This window comes from Streptomyces murinus (assembly GCF_002154555.1).
In the GTDB taxonomy this organism is placed as follows: Bacteria; Actinomycetota; Actinomycetes; order Streptomycetales; family Streptomycetaceae; genus Streptomyces; species Streptomyces murinus.
Map to the genome: position 1 here is coordinate 1 of NZ_MUNF01000917.1, position 1,030 is coordinate 1,030.

At 67.7% G+C, this 1,030-nt stretch carries 1 protein-coding gene and 1 pseudogene (1 of these 2 cut by a window edge); both read left to right on the top strand.

The window, feature by feature from the left end:
* Positions 1–133: 133 nt before the first annotated feature.
* Positions 134–844 carry a sporulation protein gene (locus CCN72_RS36560; RefSeq protein ID WP_086812627.1) on the top strand — a complete coding sequence of 237 codons (711 nt, stop codon included), beginning with the start codon at positions 134–136 and terminating at the stop codon, positions 842–844.
* Positions 845–888: 44 nt separating this feature from the next.
* A pseudogene (locus CCN72_RS36565) lies at positions 889–1,030 on the top strand (YbhB/YbcL family Raf kinase inhibitor-like protein); its annotated part runs 280 nt beyond the window's last position; the annotation flags it as partial.

Consider the following 1,030-nt stretch of genomic DNA (forward strand, 5'->3'; position numbering starts at 1 on the left):
CGGTCCCGGGGCGCGATCATGCCGTCCGAGGGTAGTCCACGGGGCTGGTCCGGACGGGGCACGGCCGGGGCGGAACCGGCAACGGGGGTGATCGCGTTTGTAGGGGCGAGGTCCGTTCGTAAAGGGAGAGTCAATGGCGTTCAAGAAGCTGCTCGCGAGCCTCGGAGCCGGCGGTGCCTCGGTCGAGACGGTGCTGACCGAGGTGAATGTCGTACCGGGTGGCGTGGTCCAGGGTGAGGTGCGGATCCAGGGCGGTTCCGTGAACCAGGCCATCGAGGGGCTGTCCGTCGGTCTTCAGGCGCGGGTCGAGGTCGAGAGCGGCGACGAGGAGTACAAGCAGGACGTCGAGTTCGCCAAGGTGCGGCTCGGCGGTGCCTTCGAGCTTCAGGCGGGTGCCGTGCACGCGGTGCCGTTCGGCCTGGAGATCCCCTGGGAGACGCCGGTGACGATGATCGACGACCAGGAGCTGCGCGGGATGCACATCGGGGTGACGACCGAGCTGGCGATCGCCCGGGCCGTCGACTCCGGCGACCTGGATCCGGTCCATGTGCACCCGCTGCCGGNNATCCGGGGTACCCGGCAGCGGCTGCCGTTCTACCAGGAGATCGAGTTCTACCCGCCGTCCCAGTACCGGGGCCTGAACCAGGTCGAGCTGAGCTTCGTGGCCGACGAGCACGCCATGGACGTCGTCCTGGAGATGGACAAGAAGGCGGGGCTGTTCAGCGAAGGCTCGGACACCTACCGCTCCTTCCAGGTGGGCCACCACGACTGGCAGGGGACCGATTGGGCGGCGTACCTCAACCAGTGGCTCTCCGAGGTCGGCAGCCGGCGCAACTGGCTCTAGAGTTCGCTCTGTTCTTTCCAGATCTTCGATCAGGAGGTACCAAGGTGACCGAGCTGAAGCGGCGACCGCTCCCCCATGACTTCCACCCGCCGGTGCCGTCGTTCACGGTGACCAGCGAGGACGTCCAGGAGGGCGCCACGCTCAAGGGTGCTCAGGTCTACGCGGACGGGAACACCTCGCCGCACC